This is a genomic window from Mycolicibacterium smegmatis (assembly GCF_001457595.1).
Lineage (GTDB): Bacteria > Actinomycetota > Actinomycetes > Mycobacteriales > Mycobacteriaceae > Mycobacterium > Mycobacterium smegmatis.
The window spans coordinates 129,122-148,864 of the sequence record NZ_LN831039.1 but is presented as its reverse complement, the minus strand read 5'-3'; the positions used below and the strand labels follow the sequence as shown (position 1 = coordinate 148,864).

The 19,743-nt window shown below is 68.5% G+C and carries 20 protein-coding genes; 10 read left to right on the top strand and 10 right to left on the bottom strand.

All coding sequences use genetic code 11. From position 1 onward, the window contains the following. Window positions 1–17 precede the first annotated feature (17 nt). From pntB to AT701_RS00590, 3 genes are read left to right on the top strand one after another with little or no spacing between them, the layout of a single operon-like run. Window positions 18–1,460, top strand: coding sequence for a Re/Si-specific NAD(P)(+) transhydrogenase subunit beta (gene pntB, locus AT701_RS00600; protein WP_003891442.1), 1,443 nt, complete (start codon window positions 18–20; stop codon window positions 1,458–1,460). 1 nt (window position 1,461) lies between these two features. Then, window positions 1,462–2,601, top strand: coding sequence for an acyl-CoA dehydrogenase family protein (locus tag AT701_RS00595; protein WP_003891441.1), 1,140 nt, complete (start codon window positions 1,462–1,464; stop codon window positions 2,599–2,601). Between the two features lie 42 nt (window positions 2,602–2,643). After that, window positions 2,644–4,245: an LCP family protein gene (locus AT701_RS00590; RefSeq protein ID WP_011726672.1), complete on the top strand. Its 1,602-nt coding sequence runs from the start codon at window positions 2,644–2,646 to the stop codon at window positions 4,243–4,245. A 9-nt stretch (window positions 4,246–4,254) separates the two neighbouring features. On the opposite strand, the gene AT701_RS00585 is transcribed toward AT701_RS00590, so the two are convergent. Both AT701_RS00585 and AT701_RS00580 read right to left on the bottom strand, forming a co-directional pair. Continuing rightward, the gene (locus tag AT701_RS00585; RefSeq protein WP_003891438.1) at window positions 4,255–5,421 is read right to left on the bottom strand and encodes a sensor histidine kinase; all 1,167 of its coding nucleotides are present in this window, start codon (window positions 5,419–5,421) and stop codon (window positions 4,255–4,257) included. Between the two features lie 15 nt (window positions 5,422–5,436). Further along, window positions 5,437–6,075 carry a response regulator gene (locus tag AT701_RS00580; protein ID WP_003891437.1) on the bottom strand — a complete coding sequence of 213 codons (639 nt, stop codon included), beginning with the start codon at window positions 6,073–6,075 and terminating at the stop codon, window positions 5,437–5,439. Window positions 6,076–6,146: 71 nt separating this feature from the next. Between AT701_RS00580 and AT701_RS00575 the strand changes: the two genes are divergently transcribed. Genes AT701_RS00575 through AT701_RS00560 form a run of 4 tightly spaced genes read left to right on the top strand, consistent with a single transcriptional unit; the run spans window position 6,147 to window position 10,334 of the window. Further along, entirely contained in the window at window positions 6,147–7,028 is an 882-nt protein-coding gene (locus AT701_RS00575) for a LysR family transcriptional regulator (RefSeq protein ID WP_003891436.1), read from the top strand. A 43-nt stretch (window positions 7,029–7,071) separates the two neighbouring features. Then, the gene (locus AT701_RS00570; RefSeq protein WP_003891435.1) at window positions 7,072–8,271 is read left to right on the top strand and encodes an MFS transporter; all 1,200 of its coding nucleotides are present in this window, start codon (window positions 7,072–7,074) and stop codon (window positions 8,269–8,271) included. 33 nt (window positions 8,272–8,304) lie between these two features. Continuing rightward, window positions 8,305–9,531, top strand: a complete 1,227-nt coding sequence (locus AT701_RS00565) for an acyl-CoA dehydrogenase family protein (protein WP_003891434.1) — start codon at window positions 8,305–8,307, stop codon at window positions 9,529–9,531. Continuing rightward, entirely contained in the window at window positions 9,528–10,334 is an 807-nt protein-coding gene (locus AT701_RS00560) for a tyrosine-protein phosphatase (protein ID WP_011726668.1), read from the top strand. The genes AT701_RS00565 and AT701_RS00560 overlap by 4 nt, the downstream gene beginning before the upstream one ends. Here AT701_RS00560 and AT701_RS00555 read toward each other — a convergent pair. From AT701_RS00555 to AT701_RS00535, 5 genes are read right to left on the bottom strand one after another with little or no spacing between them, the layout of a single operon-like run. Beyond that, window positions 10,306–10,860, bottom strand: a complete 555-nt coding sequence (locus AT701_RS00555; protein WP_058124920.1) for a YceI family protein — start codon at window positions 10,858–10,860, stop codon at window positions 10,306–10,308. The two genes, AT701_RS00560 and AT701_RS00555, sit on opposite strands and share 29 nt — an antisense overlap. Then, window positions 10,857–11,342, bottom strand: coding sequence for a DUF456 domain-containing protein (locus tag AT701_RS00550; RefSeq protein WP_058124919.1), 486 nt, complete (start codon window positions 11,340–11,342; stop codon window positions 10,857–10,859). Before AT701_RS00550 ends, AT701_RS00555 begins: the two co-directional genes overlap by 4 nt. Window positions 11,343–11,352: 10 nt before the next feature. Continuing rightward, entirely contained in the window at window positions 11,353–12,042 is a 690-nt protein-coding gene (locus AT701_RS00545; RefSeq protein ID WP_174519634.1) for a methyltransferase domain-containing protein, read from the bottom strand. A gap of 44 nt (window positions 12,043–12,086) precedes the next feature. Then, window positions 12,087–13,052, bottom strand: a complete 966-nt coding sequence (locus tag AT701_RS00540; protein WP_058124917.1) for an NADPH:quinone oxidoreductase family protein — start codon at window positions 13,050–13,052, stop codon at window positions 12,087–12,089. Window positions 13,053–13,055: 3 nt separating this feature from the next. After that, window positions 13,056–13,922: an SDR family NAD(P)-dependent oxidoreductase gene (locus AT701_RS00535; RefSeq protein ID WP_058124916.1), complete on the bottom strand. Its 867-nt coding sequence runs from the start codon at window positions 13,920–13,922 to the stop codon at window positions 13,056–13,058. A gap of 194 nt (window positions 13,923–14,116) precedes the next feature. On the opposite strand from AT701_RS00535, the gene AT701_RS00530 reads away from it, so the two are divergent. After that, entirely contained in the window at window positions 14,117–14,296 is a 180-nt protein-coding gene (locus tag AT701_RS00530) for a hypothetical protein (RefSeq protein ID WP_058127479.1), read from the top strand. Here AT701_RS00530 and AT701_RS00525 read toward each other — a convergent pair. The 3 genes from AT701_RS00525 to AT701_RS00515 all read right to left on the bottom strand — a co-directional run bounded on the left by AT701_RS00525 (window position 14,277) and on the right by AT701_RS00515 (window position 16,868). After that, window positions 14,277–15,212, bottom strand: a complete 936-nt coding sequence (locus AT701_RS00525; RefSeq protein WP_058124915.1) for a class I SAM-dependent methyltransferase — start codon at window positions 15,210–15,212, stop codon at window positions 14,277–14,279. The genes AT701_RS00530 and AT701_RS00525 overlap by 20 nt on opposite strands. Next, the gene (locus AT701_RS00520) at window positions 15,209–16,171 is read right to left on the bottom strand and encodes an SAM-dependent methyltransferase (protein ID WP_058124914.1); all 963 of its coding nucleotides are present in this window, start codon (window positions 16,169–16,171) and stop codon (window positions 15,209–15,211) included. Before AT701_RS00520 ends, AT701_RS00525 begins: the two co-directional genes overlap by 4 nt. 61 nt (window positions 16,172–16,232) lie before the next feature. After that, complete coding sequence (locus AT701_RS00515) at window positions 16,233–16,868, bottom strand: TetR/AcrR family transcriptional regulator (RefSeq protein ID WP_011726661.1); 636 nt, start codon at window positions 16,866–16,868, stop codon at window positions 16,233–16,235. Between the two features lie 121 nt (window positions 16,869–16,989). On the opposite strand from AT701_RS00515, the gene AT701_RS00510 reads away from it, so the two are divergent. Next, the gene (locus tag AT701_RS00510; protein ID WP_003891423.1) at window positions 16,990–17,574 is read left to right on the top strand and encodes a TetR/AcrR family transcriptional regulator; all 585 of its coding nucleotides are present in this window, start codon (window positions 16,990–16,992) and stop codon (window positions 17,572–17,574) included. 5 nt (window positions 17,575–17,579) lie between these two features. Continuing rightward, window positions 17,580–19,727 (top strand): FUSC family protein, encoded by a 2,148-nt coding sequence (locus tag AT701_RS00505; protein ID WP_058124913.1) that lies wholly within the window; start codon window positions 17,580–17,582, stop codon window positions 19,725–19,727. The last annotated feature ends 16 nt before the right edge of the window (window positions 19,728–19,743 follow it).

Here is a 19,743-nt window from a genome sequence, read left to right as displayed (position 1 = left end):
ACGGAAACCTTTTTCTGATGTTCAGACTCGAAAACGTTGCCACCGCCGCCTACGTCGTCGCGGCGCTGCTGTTCATCCTCGCCCTGGCAGGCTTGTCCAAGCACGAGACCTCACGGGCGGGAAACACTTTCGGTATCGCCGGGATGGCCGTGGCGCTCATCGCGACGATCGTGCTGGCCATCCACGGTCAGATCGAACCCCTGGGTCTCGGGTTGCTGGTCGTGGCCATGATCGTCGGTGCGCTCATCGGGCTGTGGCGCGCCAAGGTCGTGGAGATGACCGGCATGCCCGAACTGATCGCCCTGCTGCACAGCTTCGTCGGTCTGGCCGCGGTGCTGGTGGGCTGGAACGGCTACCTGCACGTGGAAGCCGACCCGGGCAGCGACGAGGCGCTCAAACTCGCCGCCGAAGGCATGAGCGGTATCCACTCGGCCGAGGTGTTCATCGGGGTGTTCATCGGCGCGGTGACCTTCACCGGATCGATCGTGGCCAACCTGAAACTCTCAGCGCGGATCAAGTCCGCACCGCTGATGCTGCCCGGCAAGAACCTCCTCAACATCGGCGCACTGATCGTGTTCGCCGTGCTGACGGTGTGGTTCGTCATCGACCCGCAGCTGTGGCTGCTGGTCGTGGTCACCGTGCTGGCGCTGCTTTTGGGCTGGCACCTGGTGGCCTCCATCGGTGGCGGTGACATGCCCGTGGTGGTCTCGATGCTCAACAGCTACTCGGGGTGGGCCGCGGCGGCCTCGGGCTTCCTGCTGGGCAACGATCTGCTGATCATCACCGGCGCGCTGGTCGGCTCCTCGGGTGCTTACCTGTCCTACATCATGTGCAAGGCCATGAACCGCTCGTTCATCTCGGTCATCGCCGGAGGCTTCGGCATCGAGAACACCGGGGCCGGGTCCGACGTGGATTACGGAGAGCACCGCGAGATCAACGCCGAAGGTGTCGCCGAACTGCTCGCCCACGCCAACTCGGTGATCATCACCCCCGGCTACGGCATGGCCGTGGCCCAGGCCCAGTACGGCGTGGCCGACCTGACCCGCAAACTGCGTGAACGCGGGGTCAACGTGCGCTTCGGCATCCACCCCGTCGCAGGACGTCTGCCCGGGCACATGAACGTGCTGCTCGCCGAGGCCAAGGTGCCCTACGACATCGTGCTGGAGATGGACGAGATCAACGACGACTTCGACGGCACAGACGTCGTGCTGGTCATCGGCGCCAACGACACCGTCAACCCCGCGGCCGCCGAAGACCCCGGCAGCCCCATCGCAGGCATGCCCGTGCTGCAGGTGTGGAACGCCGACAACGTCATCGTGTTCAAACGCTCCATGGCCTCCGGCTACGCCGGCGTGCAGAACCCGCTGTTCTTCCGCGACAACACCCAGATGCTCTTCGGCGACGCCCGCGACCGCGTCAACGACATCCTCGCCGCACTCCCGGCCCCCGAACGGGTGTGACATGTCGGTCGACCGTCTCCTACCTTCCGAAGAAGCCCGTGACCTGATCGCGCTGACCCGCGAGGTCGCCGACAAGGTGCTCGACCCGATCGTCGACGAGCATGAACGCAACGAGACCTATCCCGAAGGGGTGTTCGCCCAACTCGGCGCGGCGGGGTTGTTGAGCCTGCCCCAGCCCGAACAGTGGGGTGGCGGCGGTCAACCGTACGAGGTGTACCTGCAGGTCCTGGAGGAGATCGCCGCACGCTGGGCCGCGGTGGCCGTCGCGGTCAGCGTGCACAGCCTCTCGTCGCACCCGCTGCTGGCGTTCGGCACCGACGAGCAGAAGCAGCGCTGGCTGCCCGGCATGCTCTCGGGCGAGCAGATCGGCGCCTACAGCCTGTCCGAACCGCAGGCCGGGTCCGACGCGGCAGCGCTGCGGTGCGCGGCCAGACGCGACGGCGACGGCTTCGTGCTCAACGGCTCCAAGGCCTGGATCACCCACGGCGGTCGCGCGGACTTCTACACGCTGTTCGCCCGCACCGGCGAGGGCTCCAAGGGCGTCTCGTGCTTCCTGGTGCCCGGCGACCTGCCGGGCCTGAGCTTCGGCAAACCCGAGGAGAAGATGGGCCTGCACGCCGTGCCCACCACCTCGGCGTTCTACGACAACGCGCGTATCGACGCCGACCGGCTCATCGGCACCGAGGGCCAGGGCCTGTCGATCGCGTTCTCGGCACTGGACTCAGGGCGCCTCGGCATCGCCGCGGTGGCCGTCGGCATCGCCCAGGCCGCACTGGACGAGGCCGTGCGCTACGCCCACGAGCGCACCACGTTCGGCCGAAAGATCATCGACCACCAGGGATTAGGGTTCCTGCTCGCCGACATGGCCGCCGCTGTCGTCAGCGCGCGCGCCACCTATCTGGACGCCGCGCGCCGACGCGACGCCGGGCTGCCGTACTCGAGTCAAGCCAGCGTCGCCAAGCTGGTCGCCACCGACGCGGCCATGAAGGTCACGACCGACGCCGTGCAGGTTCTCGGCGGGGTCGGCTACACACGCGACTTCCGCGTCGAGCGCTACATGCGCGAAGCAAAGATCACCCAGATCTTCGAGGGCACAAATCAGATCCAGCGGCTGGTCATCTCGCGCGGTTTGGGTACCTGACCAGTCACTTTCACGCCATCGGCAGCATAATGGCAGTTGATCATGAACTCACCTGCCCATGCGCTGACCAAGCCCAGGCGCCGTACGCCCCGACGTGCGGTGCGGCTTGCGCGTAGAGCCCTCGTCGGGCTGACCGCCGCCGCGATCCTGGCCGGCACCGGCATGGGCTGGGTGACCTACCACGGCGCACTCGACGGCATCACGACGTCCAACGCGCTCGCGGGCGAATCGGGATCGGTCGGTGACACCGAGAACATCCTCATCATGGGACTCGACAGCCGCCTGGACCAGCACGGCAACCCGCTGCCCGAGGACGTCTACCAGGCCCTGCACGCCGGGGACGAGACGGTCGGCGGTTACAACGCCAACGTGCTGATCGTGGTGCACCTGCCCGGCGACGGCGGTCCCGCGACCGCGTTCTCCATCCCCCGCGACGACTATGTGGACCTCGCCGGGTGTCCTTCGGGGATCTGCAAGGGCAAGGTCAAGCAGGCCTACGGATTCGCCTACCAGGCCGAGATGGAGGCCACCGAGTCCGAGGAGGAGGATCCCGCGACCCGCGAACAGAAGGCCCGCGAGGCCGGACGCAAAGCCGAGATCGCCACGGTGCGGAACCTGCTGGGAATCCCCATCGACCATTTCGTCGAGGTCACCCTCGGCGCGTTCTTCGAGATCGCCAAGGCCGTCGCGCCGATCACCGTATGCCTCAACGACGACACGTCGGATCCGTATTCGGGCGCCGATTTCCGCAAGGGCGTACAGCAGATCGATGCCGCGCAGGCCATGGCGTTCGTGCGGCAGCGCCGCGACATCAACGACGAGAACTTCACCGACCTGGACCGCACCCGCAGGCAGCAGGCGTTCCTCGCGGCGCTGGTCTCGGCGCTCAGACAGAGCGGCGCGCTGAGCAGCCCGTCGAAGCTGCGCGGCCTGCTCGACGTCACCAAGCAGAACGTGGCGCTCGACGCCGGGTTCGACCTCGCGAGCTTCACCAAACGGGCGTCCGCACTCACCGACGCACCACCGACGCTCTACACACTGCCCATCAAGGAGTTCGGCCAGAACGCCTACGGCGAGGACATCAACATCATCGACGTGCCGACGATCCGCAAGATCGTGCACGACCTGGTGAGCAAGGACGATCCGGCCACCACGACCGCGACGCCGGACAAGCCCGAACTCAACGGGCACGGCGCGACGCTCGACGTCATCAACGGTTCCACCTACACCGGGCTGGCCGCCAAACTCCAGACCACGTTCGCCGCCGACAACTTCACCGAAGGGCAGATCGGCGACGCCGAGGCACTCGAGCCGGCCACCACCATCGACTACGGTCCCGGCGCCGACGCCGCCGCGCACTCACTCGCGACCGAACTGGGTGTCACCGCAACCCCTTCCGACTGGGTACTGGCCGACACGGTGCGGTTGACGATCGGTACCGACTTCCCCGGCACGGACTACCTGGGGGCCGATATGTTCACCAGCACCACCTCGGGGGCGAGCGAATCCGAGAGCTACGGACCCTCCGAGACGGCCGAACTCACACCCATCACCACGGTGGCCGCGACCGCCACGGGCACCTACACACCTGCGCCCACAGACCTGAGCCAGATGACCGCCTCGGGCATCCCGTGCGTGAAATGAACTGAGCCCCTAGAGGATCACCGTCACCTGCGTGCCGAATCCCTCCTCGGAACTGATGGTCATGGCACCACCCATGGCCTCGATGCGCACCTGCAGCGACGCCAGGCCGATGTGGCCCTCGGCCACCGACTGCGCGACGATGTCGGGGTCGAACCCGACGCCGTCGTCGACGACGGTCAGCACCGTGCGCTCGCCCTGCCGGAACAAGCGCACCGTCACTGTCGCGGCGCGCGCGTGTTTGTGCACGTTGGCCAGCAACTCGCGGGCCGCGCGGTACAACAGCGCCTGCGCCTCCGGTTGCCCGACATCGGCGATGTTCGCGCGGATCACCAGATCGCCGCGATTCTCGTACTGTCGCAACAGTTCCCGGACAGCAGGTGCGAGCCCCAGCTGTGCCAACACCTGCGGGTGCAGCGCCGTCACGGTGGAGCGCAGCCCGGTCGCGGTCTGCTGCAACGCGGCGTGCACGACGTCCAGCGCCGGATCGGGATTGCGTTCGCGGAGTTCGTCGAGCTCCAGGCGCGCGGCCAGCAGGGTCTGCAGCGGGCCGTCGTGCAGCGCCTCGGCCAGTTCGGCATCGCGCAGTTCGTCGGCGCGCGCGGATTCCTGCACCAGGCGGCGGCGCACGTCGAGCAGCGCACGCACGCGCGCCGAACGGCGCACCAGCACGAGCGACAACGCCGTGGTGGCCACCGCGAGCCACAGCAGAAATCCCACCTGCATGTAGACGACGTTGGGCAGCCCGACGGTGTCGTCACGTTTCGAGTAGAAGATCCACGCGCCCAGATAGCCCGTCGCGGTGGCCGTGCCGAGCATCGCCGTCAACAACGGACGGTCTTGGAACGCAACGGATATCGGCAGCAGGAAGAACACCGGCAGCAGGGCCGCGGTGGCGCCGCCGGACACCGCGCACAACGCCAGCAGCACCAGGCCGTCGACGGCCGTGGACGCCCATTCGGCCCAGCGCGGCATGGGCCCGCGTATCACGACCACCAGCCACAGCACGGCAGCGGCGGCATACAGGCCCAGGATCACCGCGTACAACCCCGGCAACCAGTGGTCGACCTCCCACACCATGACCAGCACGAAGATCAACCCGATGAGCGGCAACCGCAGGACGGCCGATACCCGGACAGGTTGTGAGGCAAAGAATTCGACGATCCGGCCCGATATCATCGCTGTTCTGGCACCTCAGTCCAGCAGGTGCCGTCGCATCGCCTCGGCGACGGCCGCCGCGCGGTCACTCACGCCGAGCTTCTCGTAGAGCCGTTGCACGTGGGTCTTCACCGTCGACGGCGCCAGATACAGCTCCTTGGCCATCGCGGGAATGCTGCGGCCCTGCGCGATGAGGTTGAGCACCTCGCGTTCCCGCGGGCTGAGCACCGGCACGTCGGGTTCGTTGCGACGGCGGATCTCGCCAGCGAGCCCGGCCGCGAGATGCGGTGTGATCACGTCACGCCCCTTGGCGCACGACAACACCGCGCTCACCAGTTCGCTGCGCGTCGATTCCTTGGACAAGAATCCCGCGGCGCCCTGCTGCAGCGCCGAGTAGACGATCGCGGACTCGTCGTGCGCGGACACCAGCAGCACGCGCGTGGGCAGTTCGTCACGCACGACGGCCGCGGCGACCTGGGCCCCGTCGAGTTGGGGCATGCGGTAATCCAGCAACGCGACCGCGGGTCGGTGAACCTTGATGAGTTCCAGGGCGTCTGCGCCGTTGTCGGCCTCGGCCACCACGTCGATGTCACCACTTGAGGTCAGTGCCCGCACCACGCCCTCGCGGAACATCGGATGGTCGTCGCCCACGACCACCCGAACCTTGTCTGACATGCGGGTCAGCATTCCACAGCAACGCCGTCCCGATGCCCTGTTTGCCGCAGAGCGGGCGGTAGCGTCACGGTATGCACCTCGACGAGCTGAGCTGGTTCGTCGTGCTCGCCGAGACCGAGCATGTCACCGACGCCGCCGCCGAACTCGGCATCAGCCAGCCGACGTTGTCGCGTGCGCTGGCCCGGCTCGAGGACGAGGTGGGGGTGCCGCTGTTCGACCGGGTCAACCGCAGGCTGCAGCTCAACGCCTACGGCGAGATCCTGCTGGAGCACGCACGCCGCACGATCACCGAAATGCGTTCGGCCACAGAGCGGATCGCGGCGATGCGGGATCCCGACACCGGCCTGGTGCGGTTGGCGTTCCTGCATTCGCAGGCCGGCTCCTTCGTGCCCGATCTGCTCCGCCGGTTCCGCGCGCACGCCCCGCACGTGCAGTTCAGCCTGACCCAGGGCGCCGCGCACGATCTCCTCGAGCGCCTGGCCGGCGGGCAGGTCGATCTGGCGATCACATCGCCGCGGCCCGAGGGTTTCCAGTGGCGCGGGCTGTACGTCGAGCGGCTGTGCCTGGCGGTGCCGCGCGGTCACCGGTTGGCGTCACGATCGCGCATCACATTGGCCGACGCGGGCGACGAGCCGTTCGTGGGTCTGGCTCCCGGTTTCGGGCTGCGGCAACTGACCGAGGAACTGTGCGCCGAGGCGGGCATCACGCCGCACGTGGTGTTCGAGGCGACGGAGATCCCGACCATGGAGGGTCTGGTGGCGGCCGGTTTCGGGGTCGCCGTGGTTCCGGTTCCGCACGCCGGGCGCGCCGAACCGGGTGCGGAGTACATCGCGCTGGCGCAGGCGTCGGCCAAGCGGCAGTTGGGGCTCGCGTGGCCTGCGGACCGCCCGCTGCCCCCGGCCGCGGAGCGCTTCGCGCAGTTCGTCATACGTACTACGCATGATGTTGAGTGAGTTCATGCATTGGACACATCTTTTCTGACTGCTTAACGTCGGCGTGGTGACTGCCCAACCCGAACCCGCCGTCTGGCAAGGACACACCCGCGGCTCGAGCGATTACCGCCGCCTGCTCGCCGCGCTGTTCTGCGCCGGGGTGGCGACGTTCGCGCAGCTGTACTCTCCGCAGGCGGTCCTGCCGCTGATCGCGAGTGACCTCGGCACCGGGGCCGCCCACGCGGCGCTGGCGATCTCCGCCGCCACCATCGGCCTCGCGTTCGGCGTGCTCCCCTGGGCCGCGCTCGCCGACCGTGTCGGCCGCGTCCAGGTGATCACCGTTTCGGTCGTCGTCGCGACGGTGCTGGGCCTGCTCGTCCCGTTCGCCCCCACCTACGCGCTGCTGTTGTGCGGGCGGTTCGTCGAAGGCCTCGCGCTGGCGGGCGTCCCTGCCGTGGCCGTGGCCTACCTGACCGAGGAGATCAACGCCGGACACGCGGCGCGCGCCGCGGGCACCTACGTCGCGGGCACCACGATCGGCGGGCTGGCAGGCAGGCTCGTGACGGGCCCGGTCGCCGAGTTCGCCGGGTGGCGCGTCGGGGTGCTGACGGTCGCGCTGCTGTGCGGCATGGCGGCGCTGGCGTTCGTCAAGCTCGCCCCGGCCGCGCAGGGGTTCACCCCGGCCCGCACCCACCGGGATCTCGGCAGGCGGCTTCTGACCAACCTGCGCTCGCCGCGGCAACTGGCCCTGTTCGCCCAGGGCTTCCTGCTGATGGGCGGATTCGTCGCGGTCTACAACTTCCTGGGATTCCGCCTGTCGGCCGCGCCGTTCAACCTGCCGCAGACCGTCGTGAGCCTGGTGTTCCTGGCGTACCTGGCGGGCACGTGGGCCTCGGCGCGCGCGGGAGCCGAGGCCACACGGTTCGGCCGCAAACCGGTCCTGCTGGTCTCCATCGCGACGATGATCGCCGGTGTCGCCGTCACGATGAGCACCAACGCCGTCGTGGTGCTCGTGGGCCTGGTCATCGCGACCGCGGGGTTCTTCGGTGCGCACGCCATCGCGTCGGGCTGGGTCGGCGCCGAGGCCGGCGACAGCAAGGCACAGGCCTCGGCGCTGTACAACCTCTTCTACTACGGCGGCTCCAGCGCCGTCGGTTGGCTCGGCGGTCTGGCGTTCGACGCCGCGGGCTGGTCCGCCGTCGCGGGCACCGTGATGGGTCTGGCCGCGCTGGCCGGTCTGATCGCATTTGCCCTGGCCCGGTAGGGCTGACCTGACGCGTGTCATATCGTGGCGGGCATGGACTTCGCGATGTCCGCCAAGGCGGCTGATTACCACAAGCGGCTCACCGACTTCATGGTCGAATTCGTGTTCCCCGCCGAGGCGGAGTACCACGCCTACCGCGAGGAAAAGGGCCCCAAGGACCACACGGTTCCGCCCGTCGTCGAAGAACTCAAGGTCAAGGCGAAAGACCGGGGACTGTGGAACCTGTTCCTGCCCGCGGAGTCGGGGCTGACCAACCTGGAGTACGCGCCGCTGGCCGAGATCACCGGCTGGAGCATGGAGATCGCGCCCGAGGCGCTCAACTGCCAGGCCCCCGACACGGGGAACATGGAGACGCTGCACCTGTTCGCCAACGAGGCCCAGCGCAAGCAGTGGCTGGAACCGCTGCTGGCCGGCGAGATCCGCAGCGCGTTCGCAATGACCGAGCCTGCCGTGGCCTCCAGCGACGCCCGCAACATCGAGACCACGATGCTGCGCGACGGCGACCACTACGTCATCAACGGCCGCAAGTGGTGGATCACCGGGGCCGCCGATCCGCGCTGCAAGATCCTGATCGTCATGGGCCGCACCAACCCTGATGCCGCGGCACACCAGCAGCAGTCGATGATCCTGGTGCCCGTGGACACCCCCGGGGTGGACATCCAGCGCTCGCTGCCGGTGTTCGGCTGGCAGGACCAGCACGGCCACTGCGAGATCGTGTTCAACGACGTGCGGGTGCCCGCGGAGAACCTGCTCGACGTCGAGGGCAGCGGGTTCGCGATCGCCCAGGCCCGGCTGGGCCCGGGCCGCATCCACCACTGCATGCGCGCCATCGGTGCGGCCGAGCGTGCGCTGACGTTGATGGTCGACCGGGTGCAGAAGCGGGTGGCGTTCGGCAAGCCGCTGGCCGAGCAGGGTGTGGTGCGTGAGGCGATCGCCAAGTCGCGCAACGAGATCGACCAGGCCCGGCTGCTGTGCGAGAAGGCCGCGTGGACCATCGACCTTCAGGGCAACAAGGCCGCGCACGTGCTGGTGTCCCAGATCAAGTCGGTGGCCCCGCAGGTGGCGTGCAACGTGCTCGACCGGGCGATCCAGGTGCACGGTGCGGCCGGTGTCAGCGACGACTTCCCGCTTGCGCGGCTGTACGCGTGGCACCGGGCGATGCGCCTGTTCGACGGGCCCGACGAGGTCCACATGCGCACCATCGCCCGTTCCGAGCTCGGCCGCGAGAAATCGCCCCTGGCCCTCGCGGTCACGAAATGACCGGGCCCGATGGCACGTCGCTCGAGCTGGGCGGCGCCTGGAACTTCCGGGATGTCGCGCAGGAGACCGGAATCCGGCCCGGCGTGCTGTACCGCTCCAGTGAGCTGAGCAAGCTCTCCGACGACGGCCGAGCCGTGTTCAAACGGCTGGGCATCACCGACGTCGCCGATCTGCGGTCGCACCAGGAGGTGCAGCGCCGCGGCCCGGGCCAGGTGCCCGACGGCGTCGCGGTGCACCTGCTGCCGTTCCACCCGGACGACACGTCGGGCCAGGATGCGCCGCACGAGAGCACGTTTCAGCGGGTGATGTCCGAGTCCCCCGACGGCGAGGACGTCACCGAGTCGGCCCGGCGCTACATGACCGAGGTGTACGAGGAGTTCCCGACGCTGCCCGGCGCGCACAACGCGGTGCGGCAGGTGGTCTCGCTGCTGGCCGCGGGCAGGCCGGTGATCGCGCACTGCTTCGCGGGCAAGGACCGCACGGGGTTCACGGTCGCGACGGTGCTCGACGCGGCCGGGGTGGACCGCGACGACATCTTCGCCGACTTCCTGCGCAGCAACGAGGCGATCACGCCGTTGCGCAACCGCATCATGGACTCGGTGCGGGCGCGCTCGGGCGACGAGCCCGAGATCATCACTTTCGCCGAGGCGCGATTGACCGACGAGGTGCTCGGCGTGCGCGAGGAGTATCTCGCCGCGGCGTGGAAGCGGCTCGAGGAGGCCTACGGTTCGCTGTCGGGATTCATGACGGCGGCCGGGATCTCTCCCGAGGAGCTCACCGCGCTGCGCGATGCGTTGCGGTGAACGTGACCCGCACGTCGTCGGCCACCTTCATGGCGCCGATCAGCATCGAGTACTGCTTGATGCCGTAGTCACTGTGCCGCACCACGGACTGCCCTGAGATCACGCCGTCGTCGATACGGACCTCCAGCACGTGGTCGCGGACCTTTCCGAACAGCTCGAAGGCGCCGTGCATGCGCACGATGTCGCCGTCGCGCTCGATGTCGGAGCTGACGAACCGGGCCTGTGGGAAGCGCCGTGCACGCAGCAGCTTGAGCGCGTTGTTGCGTATCAGCGTCTTCTCCGCACCCGACAGCGGCGTCATGCCGCCCTCGCTGCCCACGACCTCGAGCGAGTCGATGTCGATGGTGAGCTCGGCCTTGACGGGCTCGGCGCCCGCGCCGTCGCCCTCCCAGAACACCGTCGCCTCCCACGACCGCATCGCGATCGTCAGCCGATGTCCCACACGTGCTGCTGTCCCGGTGACACCGGTGTGCAGCAGCAGTTCACCGTCGGACGCCGAGAGCGTCCATGCCGCGTTGTCGTTCAATTCGTGACCACCACCCCGACCACCCACGCGATGGTAGCCAACAACGCGCCCGTGAGCTCGACGCCCACCGACAGCGCGACACCTTTGAGCGCATGGACGGTGGAGACCCAGGCGCGCCGGTGCTCATGGCGCGCAGCGAGTTCCGCGAGATAGACGCCGGCCACGAAGCCGATGACGAGCCCGATGACGGGAATGACGAAGAACCCGATCACGCCGAGGACACCACCGGCCACCAGGCTCCACGTGCCGACCTCGGCGGCCCGCATGCGCCGCACCGGCCACAGGTACTTGACGACCTCGGCGGCGACGAACACCGCTGCCGCGACGCCCAGCACCACCCACGCCGCCGCGGTGCGCTCGACGATGGCCCACACCGCGATCGCGCCGAACACCAGCAGACCGCCGGGCAGGATGGGCACGACGATGCCGATGAGGCCGACGGCGATCGCGAGCGCGACCAGGACGATTCCGACAGTGCTCACTGGATGGCGCTCACAGTTTGGTCCCGCGCACCCACTGGATGAAGCCGTGGGTCTTGACCCGCACCCCGACCAGACCCACGTTCTCGAAGATGTCGCCCAGCTCGTCGTCGCCGAATATGCGGGCCCCGCCACGCGCGAGGAACGTCACCGGTTTCACCGCTCCGGCCGTGGGCACCATGATCGCGACGCGTCCGCCGGGCCTGAGCACGCGCACGATCTCCGACACGGCCGCAACGGGATCGGGGATCAGCTGGAACACCGCCAGCGAGGTCGCCGCGTCGAACACCTCGTCGCGGAACGGCAGTTGCTGCGCGTCGGCGCGCACGAAGCCGACCTGGCGGCCCGCCTCGGCCGCCGCCGCGCGGGCCAGCATGGGCTCGGAGATGTCGACGCCGAGCGCCAGCCCGTCCAGGCCCGCGGCGCGCGCGAGCTGGGCCGTGATGTTGCCCGGCCCGCACCCGATGTCCAGGACCGTGCCGCCCGGCGGGATGCGCAGCCACTCGACGGGCGGTCGCGTCGAGGCGACGAGCCTGCGGTTGAGCAACTGGGCACGGTCGTAGAGCTTGGACCCCAGCGGGGATGCCCAGGCTTTCTGGATCAGTCCCGTGTTCTTGGGCGGGGTGCTGTCACCGCGCCCGAGAAGGTCGAGATAGCCCTTGCTGAAATCTGGTTCGGCCGGTGGATCGATGAGCAGATCCATGGCCCTGCGCAGCGCCGTGTCCACGGCTCCACGCTACGCACCGGCTAAGGCTCCAGCACCAGCTTCCCGCGAACCTCGCCCGCGGCCATGGCGTCGAACGCGGCCGCGCCGTCGGCCAACCGGTAGCGCACCGGTGGGGGTGGCCGCAGCCCCTCGGCCACCAGTTTGCCGAGCTCGGCACCGACGGCGGCCTGCGCGCCGGGGTTGCGGCGCACGAACTCGCCCCAGCCGACGCCGACGACGCTGACGTTGCGCAGCAGCAGCCGGTTGACCTTGACGGTGGGGATGCCCGCGCCCGCGGCGAACCCGATCACCAGCAGCCGCCCCTCGGGGGCGAGCACGCGCACGGCGTCGTCGAACGCCGGCCCGCCGATCGGGTCGACGACGAGGTCCACGCCGCGGCCGTCGGTCGCGGCGAGCACCGCATCGCGCCACCCGTCGGTGAGCGGCAGCACCACGTCGGCGCCCAGCCCCGACACGAAGTCCTCGGCACCCGCGCGGTGCACCATCGCGATCACCCTGGCGCCGTGCGCCTTGGCCAATTGGATCGACGCGGTGCCGATGCCGCCCGCCGAGCCCAGCACCAGCACGGTCTCGCCCGGCACCAGTGCGCCGCGACGCGCGAGTGCGAACTGCATGGTGTAGTAGTTGCCCAGCAGCGCGGCCGCCGACGCGTCGTCGAGGTCCTCGGGTGTGGGAATCACGTTGTCGGGCAACGCGGCCACCTGCTCGGCGTACCCGCCGATCATCGTGAAGGCCGAAACCCGTTGGCCCGGGGCGAAACCCGAGCTCTCGGGCGCCGACCGCACGGTTCCGGCCACCTCCATGCCGGGGATGAACGGCGGGTCCAGCCTCATCTGGTACTCGCCGCGCAACAGCAGCAGGTCGGGGAAGCAGACGCCGGCGGCGCCGACGTCGATGATGACCGCATCACCTGACACGGGTTCGTCGACGTCGGCGTACGCCAGCCCGGATGTACCGGTGAGAGCTCGTGCTACAAGCGCTTTCAACTGCTATCCCAGCTTGAAGCTGGCCAGCTGGGCGGCCGAGAGGTCGGTGATCTCGTTCCACTTGGCGGCGATGTCGTCGACCGTCGGCACGCCGTCGGAGAACGTGACGCCCTCGTTCTGGAACAGCGCGGTGCGTTGGATCTTGCCGCCGCCGACGATGAACACCGAGTCGGTGTCTTCGAGTTCCTCGGTCATCAGGTAGGCGACCACCGGGGCGACGTACTCGGGCGTGAGCTTCTCGAAGACCTCGGGCGGCAGGATGTCCTGTGTCATGCGGGTCGCCGCGATGGGGGCGATGGCGTTGGTCTTGATGTTGTACTTGGCGCCCTCCTGGGCCAGCGTGTTGATCAGACCCACCAGACCCAGCTTGGCGGCACCGTAGTTGGCCTGACCGAAGTTGCCGAACAGGCCGCTGGTGGACGTCGCGACGACGACGCGGCCGAAGCTCTGCTCGCGGAAGTGGGGCCATGCGGCGCGGATGACGTTGTAGCCGCCGTAGAGGTGCACCTTGAGTACGGCGTCCCAGTTGTCGTAGGTCATCTTGTGGAACGTGCCGTCGCGCAGGATGCCCGCGTTGCTCACGACGCCGTCGATCTTGTCGAACTCGTCGATCGCGGTCTTGATGATGTTCTCGGCGCCCTCGGACTCGGCGACGCTGTCGTAGTTGGCGACCGCACGCCCGCCGGCCTCCTTGATCTCGGCGACCACCTGATCGGCCATGGCCGAACCGGATCCGGTGCCGTCACGAGCGCCACCCAGGTCGTTGACGACCACGCTCGCGCCTCCGCGCGCGAGGGTCAGTGCGTATTCACGGCCCAGGCCTCCACCGGCTCCGGTGACGACGACGACGCGGTCCTGCACTCCTGGCATGGGTGTTCCTCTCTTGAAGGGGGTCTGACGTCCCCTTCTGTATACGGCGACGCGGCGAACGCCGGTCATCCGGGTCGGCAATCGCCCAGGAGTCGTGGATCACACGCTGATCGGCGCGATTTCCGGAATGAGGGTAGCCTTCGTTAAGTTGAACCAGTCAAGAAATGGAATGGTTCAAGAAAAGGAACGCTGAGATGAGGAAGCTCGGAGTCGCCACCGGTATGGCGGTCGCCGGCGGACTTGTCGCCGCAGTGGTCGGCCTGCCGAACCCGGCATCGGCGGACCCCGGCGATCAGCCCTGGGTCAACACCCTGGGCCCGAACGTGACGGTGCTCAAGGTGTCGAACTCGGTGTCTAGAGCCTCTGAGCGGTGACGAACGTCGAGAACGCGGCGCGGTCGGGGTCGTCGGGCAGTTCGACGAGCCGGTCGAGCCTGCGCATCTCGTCGAGCGCATGAACGCCCTGGGCCCGCCAGCCATGCGCATCGAGCCATTCTGCGACGTCCGCGCGGTCCGGGTCGTCGTAGACGAGCTCCTGGATGTCGAGCGCAGAGCTGAGGTTCAGCTGGTCGGCGAACTTCTTGAACCGCTCCCGCATGGCCTCGCGGCGGTCGGTGGCGGCCACGCCCGCGGTCTCGACGGCGATACGGCTGCCGGGCGCCGACAACTCGGTGACCAACTCGAACAGCCGGTCCTGCGCCTCGGCGGGCAGGTACATCAGCAGGCCTTCGGCCAGCCACGCGGTCGGCAGGCTCGCGTCGAACCCGGCGTCGTGCAGCGCGGCGGGCCAGTCGAAGCGCAGATCGACGGGAACCTCACGTCGCTGCGCCACGGGCTCGACGCCGTGCTCGCGCAGCGTCGCGGACTTGTACTCGAGCACCTTGGGCTGGTCGATCTCGTACACCGTGGTGCCTGCGGGCCAGTCCAGCCGGTAGGCACGTGAGTCCAGGCCCGAGGCCAGGATGACGATCTGGCGGATGCCTGCGTCGGCGGCCTCGCGGTAGTACGCGTCGAAGAAGTGCGTACGCACGGCCTGGTAGTTGCCCATGTGGGCGAAGATCGCCGCCGCCTCGGGGTCGAGATTCTCGATCTTGGCCGCGAACTCGCTGTCGAGCAGTGTCTCCCACACCCCGGTGCCGGCCCCGGCCACCAGGATCTTGGCGTAGGGATCCCTGATCAGGGCGTCGTCGCGCTCGGTCTCACCGGCGCGCGCCGCGGCGACCATGACCGCGGTGGATCCGACACTCGTGGCGATGTCCCAGGTGTCGTCGTCGGTACGCAACGAACTCATAGGCGCTCTCCGTCCAGTCGGGCGCGCATCAGCACGCCATCCATGCCGAATTCTGCGAGGTCGGCCTCGGCCGCCGGACGGCCGAGACGGGCCATCTCGTCTGCGCTCGGCACCGTCTCGACCTGCCAGCCGTGCTCGGACAGCCACTGCGCCGCATCGGCGCGGTCGTCGGCGGTGTACATCAACGCGTCGACGTCGATGTCCAGGTCGAGTTGCTTGCGCATCTGCTCACCTCGGGCCCGCCGCTGCGCGCGGCGTTCCTCCGTGTAGCGCTCGGGGCTCATGTTGAACGCCTCGACGGCGATACGGCTGCCCGGCGCGCTGTTCACACCGACCAGTTCGAACAGCCGGTCCTGGGCGTCGGCGGGCAGATACGGCAGGAGCCCCTCGGCCAGCCAGGCCGTGGGCTGCGCGGGATCGAATCCGGCCTCGACCAGGGCGGCCGGCCAATCGTCGCGCAGATCGGCGGGCACCGGGACGTAGCGCGCCTTGGCGACGGCGCCGTGGGCATCGAGGGTCGCGGTCTTGTACTCGAGAACCTTGGGCTGGTCGATCTCGAAGACCGTGGTGCCCGCGGGCCAGTCGAGCCGGAAGGCGCGCGAGTCGAGACCCGCGGCGAGGATGACGACCTGCCGGATACCTGCGTGCGCGACGTCGCTGAAGTACTCGTCGAAGTAGTGGGTACGCACGGCCTGATAGTTGCGGGAGATCTCGTGGATGCGCCGCGCGTCGGCGTCTGCACCGAGCCAGTGCGGATCGCTGACGGCCATCTGGGCCCACGTCGGACCGGCCGCGGAAACCAGCAGGAACGCGAACTCGTCGCGGATCAACGGGTCGGCCTGGGCGGTCTCGGCAGCGCGCGCGGCGGCCACGCCCAGAGCGGTGGCACCCACGCTCTCGGTGATGCCCCAGCTATCGCGGGCGGAACGGACGGACGGGGTCTCGCGCACATCGGTCATCAGCTAGACAGTCTAGCTAAATTTCTCACACGGCCGGACCGGCTGTGGGGAACCTCACGCGTCAGTCGCGAAGTTGCCAGAGCTTGTTCGCCATCAGCATTTCGAACTTGTCGACGATTGCTGCGAGCTCCTCCGAGCGGCCCACATAGCCCGCGTAGAAGCCCATTCCCCACATCACCGCCACGAGCATCTCCACGATGGCCGGGATATCGGTATCCGTCGTCAACTCACCGCGTTCGATGGCGTCATTGACTGCCCAAGCGACGAATTTGCGCGAATTCAGCAGTGCGTCCTGCTCTTCTGACACGAGATCCGGATGTCGTTGCGATTCCAGAACAGACGTCACCAAAAATGCCGCGGATGAGCGGTCGGCCGATTCCGCGTCCATGGCCGCAGCAAAGAATGCGGACAAGCGTCCCAGCAATGAAGTGGCCTCACGCGCACGCGCCACACCTGCCGCAATCACGGTCGCGTTGGTCTGTTCGACAACCTCGCGGTACAACACCCGCTTACTACCGAAATAGTGGTTGATGGCGGGCCTGGTCAGATCGGCCCGGATGGCGATCGCCTGGAAGGTCGCAGCATCGTAGCCGAGTTCGCTGAACACCTCACGAGCTGCACTCAATATGCGTTCACGCGTCTCCGCCGCCTTAGCTGCCGGCGGTCTCCCTGGTCCTCGACTAGCGATATGCGCCACGGTCAAATTGTGCCACACGTCACCGGATGCCCAATACAGAAGATCAATGCCCTGCGTAGACCAGCATTTTCCCAGCAAATTGAGTTCCTGCCGGGTTGACGAACGAACTAGGGTGACATCGATGGCAAGCGTCGTTTCGCGGGAGTCGTACTTCGACACCGGTATGGACGTGTTGTCCGATCTGGGCTACGGCGGTCTCAAATTGGCCGAAGTATGCAACCGACTGGGCGTCACAACCGGATCGTTCTACCACTACTTCCCCAACTGGTCGGCATACACCAGGGAGCTCATCGAGCACTGGCGGGAGGCCCGCACCCTGCGCGTGGTCGAGGCCGTGCGCGCCGATCCCGATCCGCACCGACGCGTCGAAACACTCATCCGGGAAGCACTGGCCCTGCCGCACGGCGCCGAGGCCGCGATCCGGGTGTGGAGTTCACTGGACCCCGACGTGTACACCGTCCAGTCCGTGGTGGACCAACTGCGCTACGACATCCTGTTCGAGGCGGCCCGCGAGATCATCGGCGACGACCGCAACGCCGGGTATTTCGCGGCGTGGGGTGTGTACGTGATCGTGGGGTACGAGCAGAGCACCCTGCCCCGCGACGGCGACGCCCTCGGCTGGATCGCGTTCCAGCTGCGCGACGCGCTGTCGACAGGCCGGTTCGCCCCGTCATCCGATCCGACCCACGGAAATACGCTTAACTGAACTTCATGCTGCTGACCCCGGCCAAGCTCTGGCGACGGGCAGCAGAGCGGCTCCGTGAGCGCGATCCCGAGTACGACGCGCTGCGCCGCGCGGCACGCGCCGGTGTGGTGCTCCCGATCGCCGCGGCGATCGGCTTCGCCGTGGGCGGCGGCTCGCAGACCCCGCTGTTCAGCATCTTCGGCGCGGTGTCACTGCTGATCACGGCCGATTTCCCGGGTAACCGCCCGGCGCGCGCCCTGGCGTTCGCGGGCCTGGCGTTCAACGGCGCCGTGCTGATCGTGCTGGGCACCCTCATCGCCCCGCACGTCTGGTTGAGCGTGGTGTCGATGTTCGTCATCGGCGTGGTGGTGTCGTTCTCGGGCGTGCTGTCCGAGGTCGTCGCGGCCGGGCAGCGGGCGACCCTGCTGCTGTTCGTGCTTCCGCTGTGTACCCCGGTGGGTCCGATCGCCGATCGGCTGTTGGGCTGGGTGATCGCCCTGGTGGTCTGCGTGCCCGCCGCGCTGTTCCTCTTCCCGCCACGTCACCACGACGAATTACGCCGCACCGCCGCCCGGGTGTGCCGCGTGCTTGCCTACCGGCTGGAGGGAAGCGCCTCGGCGCGCGACGTCAACCGCGCCATGAACGAGTTGTACGAGAGTTTCCTCGGCGCCGATTACCGTCCGGTGGCGTTGACCGCGGGCAGTCGCGCACTCGTGCGCGTCGTCGACGACCTCGGATGGATATCGGACCGGGTCACCGATTCGACGGGCGAGATCCTTGGGGAGATGCGCGATCCCGTGGTGCGCGTGCTGCGCGACAGCGCCGCGCTGCTGCGGATCCATGATCCGGCGAGACGTGCCGAGCGCAGCGCCGACCTGCGTGCCGCACTGGAAGAACTGCGCACCGTATCGCAGGGCACGTACCGCGAGGACATCGCCGCGATCCTGGGCACCCCCGACGACGCCGACGCCGTCGAAGTGGGCAAGGCACTGCTGGTGCGCCGCACCATCGCGGCCACCGTCGCCGTGACCGGGCGGGTGATCCGCAACGCGGCCCTGGCCGACGCACGCCCGGTGTGGGCGCGCGTGCTGGGCCGCCGGCTCCCCGAGACCGGTTCGGCCGACTGGATCATGCCCGAGACCACCGCAGTGGCCGAGATCGCCAAGGGCTTCCTGTCGACGCGCGCGGTGGTGCTGCGCAACAGCCTGCGGACGGGTCTGGGCCTGGCGCTCGCGGTCGCCGTCACCCACGTGTTCCCGGTCGAGCACGGATTCTGGGTGGTGCTCGGCGCGATGTCGGTGTTGCGCAGCAGCGCACTCACGACGGGGACGCGCGTGGTGCGCGCCGTCGCGGGCACCGCCCTCGGTTTCGTCATCGGCGCGGTGCTCATCGAACTCGTCGGCGTGCAACCGGTCGTGCTGTGGATCCTGCTGCCGATCGTGGCCTTCGGATCGGCCTACGTACCCGAGGTCGCGTCGTTCATCGCCGGCCAGGCCGCGTTCACCATGATGGTGCTGATCAACTTCAACCTCATCGCCCCCACCGGCTGGCAGGTCGGGTTGATCCGCATCGAGGACGTGGTGGTCGGCGCGCTCGTCGGCATCGTGGTGTCGATCCTGCTGTGGCCGCGTGGTGCCAGGGCCTCGGTGACCAAGGCGATCGACGCGGCCCGCGCCGCAGGCGCGGAGCTGCTGGAGGCCGCTGTTCTGCGTGTCACCCGCGGGGCCTCCGAGGAGGCCACCGACCGGGTGATCGCGCTGAGCCATTCTGCCCTGGAGGCCTCCCGCACCCTGGATGACACTGTCCGCCACTATCTTTCGGAAAGCGGCGGCCCGTCTGATCAACGCGCCCCGATCGTGCGGTCGGCCACGAGGGCGATCCGCGTGCGCGCGGCCGCCGAACTGATCGCCGACGTCGTACCCCCGCCGCTGGAGGCCTACCAGGAGACCCGCAAAACGATCGAGGCGCACGCGCGGATCATCTGCGCGCGGTTGACCGGTGAGGACACGACGTCGGTGTTCGTGCCGATCGGCGAGACCTTCGTGCTGGCGCTGCGCGCGGAGGCCACGGGTGGCGACCTCGCGGTGTCGGCCGCGCTACCCCTGGTCACGGTCGCGGCGCACATCGGCGAGCTGGAGTTGCTGTACCCGCAGCCCGTCGAGTCGGTGCACTGACGCCGCGACCGTTCGC

Excerpts from the sequence above, each read along its gene's own strand:
- pntB (WP_003891442.1), top strand. The coding sequence starts at position 18 with ATGTTCAGACTCGAAAACGTTGCCACCGCCGCCTACGTCGTCGCGGCG.
- AT701_RS00595 (WP_003891441.1), top strand. The coding sequence starts at position 1,462 with ATGTCGGTCGACCGTCTCCTACCTTCCGAAGAAGCCCGTGACCTGATC.
- AT701_RS00590 (WP_011726672.1), top strand. The coding sequence starts at position 2,644 with ATGAACTCACCTGCCCATGCGCTGACCAAGCCCAGGCGCCGTACGCCC.
- AT701_RS00585 (WP_003891438.1), bottom strand. The coding sequence starts at position 5,421 with ATGATATCGGGCCGGATCGTCGAATTCTTTGCCTCACAACCTGTCCGG.
- AT701_RS00580 (WP_003891437.1), bottom strand. The coding sequence starts at position 6,075 with ATGTCAGACAAGGTTCGGGTGGTCGTGGGCGACGACCATCCGATGTTC.
- AT701_RS00575 (WP_003891436.1), top strand. The coding sequence starts at position 6,147 with ATGCACCTCGACGAGCTGAGCTGGTTCGTCGTGCTCGCCGAGACCGAG.
- AT701_RS00565 (WP_003891434.1), top strand. The coding sequence starts at position 8,305 with ATGGACTTCGCGATGTCCGCCAAGGCGGCTGATTACCACAAGCGGCTC.
- AT701_RS00560 (WP_011726668.1), top strand. The coding sequence starts at position 9,528 with ATGACCGGGCCCGATGGCACGTCGCTCGAGCTGGGCGGCGCCTGGAAC.
- AT701_RS00545 (WP_174519634.1), bottom strand. The coding sequence starts at position 12,042 with ATGGATCTGCTCATCGATCCACCGGCCGAACCAGATTTCAGCAAGGGC.
- AT701_RS00535 (WP_058124916.1), bottom strand. The coding sequence starts at position 13,922 with ATGCCAGGAGTGCAGGACCGCGTCGTCGTCGTCACCGGAGCCGGTGGA.
- AT701_RS00530 (WP_058127479.1), top strand. The coding sequence starts at position 14,117 with ATGAGGAAGCTCGGAGTCGCCACCGGTATGGCGGTCGCCGGCGGACTT.
- AT701_RS00525 (WP_058124915.1), bottom strand. The coding sequence starts at position 15,212 with ATGAGTTCGTTGCGTACCGACGACGACACCTGGGACATCGCCACGAGT.
- AT701_RS00520 (WP_058124914.1), bottom strand. The coding sequence starts at position 16,171 with ATGACCGATGTGCGCGAGACCCCGTCCGTCCGTTCCGCCCGCGATAGC.
- AT701_RS00510 (WP_003891423.1), top strand. The coding sequence starts at position 16,990 with ATGGCAAGCGTCGTTTCGCGGGAGTCGTACTTCGACACCGGTATGGAC.
- AT701_RS00505 (WP_058124913.1), top strand. The coding sequence starts at position 17,580 with ATGCTGCTGACCCCGGCCAAGCTCTGGCGACGGGCAGCAGAGCGGCTC.